The sequence below is a fragment of the Methylobacterium sp. WL116 genome, from assembly GCF_008039455.1.
Classification (GTDB): Bacteria; Pseudomonadota; Alphaproteobacteria; order Rhizobiales; family Beijerinckiaceae; genus Methylobacterium.
In genome coordinates this window covers 1-5,225 of record NZ_VRUV01000326.1, presented here as the reverse complement: position 1 = coordinate 5,225, position 5,225 = coordinate 1, and the positions used below count along the sequence as shown (strand labels likewise).

The 5,225-nt window shown below is 64.6% G+C and carries 3 protein-coding genes; all 3 read left to right on the top strand.

What is annotated here, in order from left to right; genetic code table 11:
* Nucleotides 1-33: 33 nt before the first annotated feature.
* The gene (locus FV223_RS19400; protein WP_147728541.1) at nt 34-1,167 is read left to right on the top strand and encodes a hypothetical protein; all 1,134 of its coding nucleotides are present in this window, start codon (nt 34-36) and stop codon (nt 1,165-1,167) included.
* 131 nt (nt 1,168-1,298) lie between these two features.
* A complete protein-coding gene (locus tag FV223_RS19395) occupies nt 1,299-3,410 on the top strand; it encodes an HAD-IIIC family phosphatase (protein WP_147728540.1) in 2,112 nt (703 codons plus the stop codon).
* 517 nt (nt 3,411-3,927) lie between these two features.
* The coding region (locus FV223_RS19390; protein WP_147728539.1) for an IS1182 family transposase at nt 3,928-5,225 on the top strand (1,298 nt) is incomplete at its 3' end.

The window sequence follows — 5,225 nt, the reverse complement described above, 5'->3', positions numbered from 1 at the left end:
CGATCGCGCCATCGTCCATATCGGCTTGCTCACGTGCTCATCACCGGCATGTTGGCTCTCGCGGCTCCGACAGCCGAGGCCAGCACCATTACCGACTTCCTCGATCGCATCGGCGGCTGCCGTAAGCCGCTGAGCGAGAGCTTCTCCAACGAGGTCTCACCGTACACAGCCAAGCCCTACGGTAAGCCGCTCGCCGAGTGGACGAACACCGACATCGGCGAGTTCCGGGCCTACTTCGTCGACTGCCAAGCCCGGCGGCGCGATTGGCAGAGCATCGGCGACTACAACCGCAACGACGCGATCCGAGTGATCGACACGACCATGGCCGAGCTCTGGACCAAGGTGCGCGATGCCCGCGGCATGGCCGCCAAGCAACGTACCGACGCTGCCTCCGAGGCCCGGGAACGCGAGCGCATCGCCGCGAATGAGCGGGACGTAACCGCGGCCGCAGCCCGGCAGACCCTGGCCCAGCAGCAGACGGATGCCGATGTCGCCCGGCGCACCGAGGCTGCCCGAACCACCGTCCTGCCGCTGATGCAGGAGATGTTCGCCTTCGCCCAAAACGAGATGTCACGGCTCCCGCCGGCCGAGCAACTCGCCCGCATCGACGCCTACCTCGCTCGGCTGCAAGCGCTGCACGGCGAGGTGGTCGGCACGAAGGTCGAGGCGCCCCTGAACGCCTCGATCAAAACATGGCAGGAGCAGCGGGCAGGCCTGGCGGTGCAACTTGGTCGTGATCCATCCGCGGCACCGGGCCAGGCGGATGGACCCTACACCGATTTCGAATGGCTCGGGCAGCAGGGCCTCGTCGCCTTAACGAACCCGCTGCAGCGCGAGACCTACCGCACCTCGCTGGCGCGCGGGATCGACTTCAACGTCGGCGTCAGCAGCATCGCGGCGAGCGCCGCGGGTTGGCTCGTGCAGCTGTCCGGCCGCCTTGGAAGCCCTGGGACCCCGGGCCAGGGCTTCTTCTGCCGGGTCGACGGCAGCGATACCGCGAGCCTTGCCGTGTTGCGAGGGATCACCCCGCCCTACGGCATCGTCCATGTCGCTGCCGCCGGGGTCGACGAGTACGTCCTCGAGAATACGCCCGTGCACATCCGCATCGTGTTCACCGGCTGCCGGGTCACCCCACCGGATAACGGCGACCCGCGTCGGCCGAACTGATTGACGACCACGTGCCGTGGGGGCGACACGCGTCAGTCTTCCCCACGGCAGCCGGCTTCCCACGCATCGAGACGAGCCGTCACCGTCGGTGCCCAAGGCCGAGCTTTGCTTCCTCCGAGATTTGCTTCCTCATGAGAAGGTCATCGATTTTGCGACGCCAACGAACCGCAAGGGCCATCGACGTGTTCGATTTGATACGCCGGAAAAGCAGTGACCGCTTCGTTCCTGGCTTCGACCCGGTGTTCTACGAAGCGGCCTATCCCGACGTTGGCCCATCGGGCCTGAGCCCAACCGAGCACTACCTGACGATCGGGCGTGCGGAACTCAGGGACCCCAACGCCTTCTTCAGCGCCAAGGGTTACCGCGATGCCCATCCCGACGTGGCGGCCGCCGGCTTCGATCCGCTAACGCACTTTCTGCTGCACGGCCTCGCGCAGAACTACGGCGGATGGCAACGGGCGGCGACCACAGCGATGCCTCATGGGACGACAGAGAAGGTCGTCCCGAGCGTCGCCGCCTACAGGGTGCCGGACGCCCTCACCGTCACGGATGCCGGGCCCAGGACGATCCTCGTGATTGGCTCCTGCCTCGTCCAAAACCTCATCGCCGAGTTTGCCCGGATCAAGCCGGTACAGGGCGACTTCGTTCTCGCCAACTTCGCCAGCCAACTGCCCGACACGCCGCCGCGCGGCCTGACCACTTACGACCTGCAGATCGTCCAGCTGCCACTCCGTACCATCCTGCCCGACAGCCGGTTTGCGCGGCAGCAATATCACCGCCCGGACCACTACGCGGCCTTGCTCGAGGACGCCGAACTTCGCCTCGCGACGATGCTCGATGCGGCGATGGCTTGGAACAAGGCCTCGGGCTTGACGACGTTCGTGATCAACTTCCTGCGCCCGCAGCAGAACCCACTCGGGCGCCTGCTGCCGAGGAACGACCTGCAGAACTTCGGGGTCTTCATCGATCGTCTCAACCAACGGCTCGCCGAACTCGTTGCAGGTTACACGGACAGCCACATCCTCGATGTCGACGAGATCTCCGCGACCGTGGGGCGGATCCATCTCCAGGATGACCACCTCTGGATGATCAATCACAACGCGACGGTCAGCGACTTCGATCATGAATACGATCAGGCACGCCTGCACCCGCCCGCCCCGGTGAGCTGGCAGTCCGACCTCAAGATCCAGGGCTTCTTTGCTGCCTTGCAGGCCGAGGTTGAGGCGATGTACCGGACGATTCGGCAGATCGACGCGGTCAAGCTCGTCATCGTCGATCTCGACGATACCCTGTGGCGCGGGGTCATCGCGGAGGACGGCGACATATCGCCTACCGTCTACGAGGGCTGGCCGCTCGGAATGATCGAGGCGCTCGCCTTCGTGAAGAACCGCGGCATCGTGCTGGCCATCGCGAGCAAGAACGACGAGGCGCGGATTCGGGCGATTTGGGACCCGCTGATGGGCGGACGGCTACAGCTCACCGATTTCGGCGTGATCAGGATCAACTGGAAGCCGAAGGTCGACAACGTTGCCGAGATCCTGCGGGAGGTGAACGTCCTGCCCGGCAACACGGTGTTCATCGACGACAACCCGGTCGAACGGGAGGCCGTGAAGGCTGCCTTTCCCGGGATCCGGACATTGGGCGCCGATCTCTACGGCATCCGCAGGACGCTGCTCTGGGCCCCGGAGATGCAGGCGCCGTTCATCACCGACGAGTCGGGCCGCCGCACCGAGATGGTCCAGGCTCAGGTGGTGCGCGAGCAGACCCGAGCGACGCTCACGCGTGAGGAATTCCTAGCCACGCTCGAGATCCGGATCACACCGTCGGTGATCACCGATCCCGCCGATAGCCGCTTCCGCCGCGCCCTCGAACTGATCAACAAGACCAACCAGTTCAACACCACCGGGCAGCGCTGGACTCTGGAGGCGATGCAGGCGGCGTTGCGCGCTGGCGTCCGGCTCCATGCCTTCGAGGTCGTGGATAAATTCACCGATTACGGACTGGTCGGTGTCATCGTGCTCGATGACAGCACGCTGGTGCAATGCGTCATGAGCTGTCGCGTCGTCGGCCTCGACGTCGAGACGGCCATGCTTGCGCAGGTCGAGGAGATCGCGCGGCAGGCGCGGCGACCGCACCTATCGGCGGCCTTCGTCACGACCGAGCGCAACACCCTCTGCCTCGATCTATATCGGAACCACGGCTACCGCCTGAACGGCGACCATTGGATCAAGGACCTCGCCTAAAGTGCGAGCGCCCGACCGCGCCCGGCACCCACTCGCCGACATCATTCACTCTGAATGTGCGCGCTGACCGGTTCCGTCGCCAATTGATACGCGCATCGCTGTGTGCTGTCGGGGTTCCAATGGAAAAATTGGACCCAGATGGCCGAAGCGTAGACCGTCTAGTGGTCAATTCTGACAGATGGAACCCATGTCCTGGGTCCGCTCCCGACCCTTAGCGGGCCATCGGAAGGTCCGCTTCGCGGCAGCTTGGTGGAGGATGACCACGTCTGGGTTGGGTGGAGGCTGTGTGAAAAGAGGACGCCAAGCTGGGGCTGTCCGGCCGCTTGGGAGAGCGGCGGGCAGGCTTTTTGCCCCCCTCCCGATCGTTGTAAGATCGCAAGGAAGCTCAAAGAAATCTGCGACGTCGATCGTTCGATCCCTGGATCTGAAATCTTCGACAGACAATCAGCGATTTAGAGCAACATATATTTGATTTGATAATTTTTGTGTTAGACTTAGCCTCTAGCGGAGACCCGGGATGACACGCTTTGTCCAAGCTGCAGATTGTCACCAGGTTGCCCTGCTTCCTGATTGCCTGGACGATTACGTCACGCAAGATAATCCAGCCCGCGTCGTCGATGCGTTTGTCGACGAATTGGATCTCGCAGCACTCGGCTTTGCCGGCGTGACGCCCGCCGCCACCGGTCGACCCGGCTATCATCCCGCGACGCTATTGAAGCTCTACCTGTACGGCTACTTGAACCAGATCCCGTCCAGCCGGCGCTTGGAGCGGGAGGCTGGCCGCAATGTCGAACTGATGTGGCTGATCGGCCGCCTCGCACCCGACTTCAAGACGATCGCCGACTTCCGACGCGAGAACGGGGATGCGCTTCGCGCGACCTGTCGGCACTTCGTGATGCTCTGCCGGCAGGTCGGTCTCCTGGCCGGAGGCGTCGTGGCCGTCGACGGCAGCCGGTTCAAGGCCGTGAATACGCGCGACCGGAACTTCACCCCGGCCGCGGTCCGCAGGCGCATTGAGCAGGTCGAGACGAGTATCGTGCGCTACCTCGCGGCCCTCGATACCGCCGACCGTCAGGAGGCCGAGGTGACAGAGCTTCGAACCCCACGCCTGGAGGAGCGGCTCTCTGCACTCCGGGATCGGCTGCGCGCGTTGCAGGCGATGGAGACGCTCGTCGAGGCCGCGCCGGACCGACAGATCTCGCTGACCGACCCCGATGCACGGGCCATGGCGACGAACGGTAAGGGCACCGGGCTCGTCGGCTACAACGTTCAGGCCGCGGTGGACACGAAGCATCACCTCGTCGTCGCCCATGAAGTGACCAACGTCGGCCACGACCGAACCCAGCTCGCCAATATCGCGGGGCAAGCTCAGGCCGCCGCGGGCGAGGAAGCCATCCAGGTTCTGGCGGATCGGGGCTACTTCTCCGGTGAGGAGATCTTGGCCTGCGACCGGGCGGGGATCGCGGTCACCCTGCCAAAGCCGATGACGTCCGGCGCGAAGGCCGAGGGCCGATTCGGCAAGCAGGACTTTGTCTACCAGGCGAGCGACGACACCTATCGCTGCCCGGGGGACCAGACGCTGACCTATCGCTTCGAGAGCATCGAGAACGGGATGACCCTACGGCGGTACTGGACGTCGGCCTGTTCGAATTGCCCGATCAAGACCTCCTGCACGCCCGCCGAGCAGCGTCGCATCACGCGTTGGGAACACGAGCACGTGCTGGAAGCCGTCCAGCGCCGGCTCGACGAGAACCCGAACGCGATGCGTGACCGCCGCCAGACGGTCGAGCACGTCTTCGGCACCCTGAAAGCCTG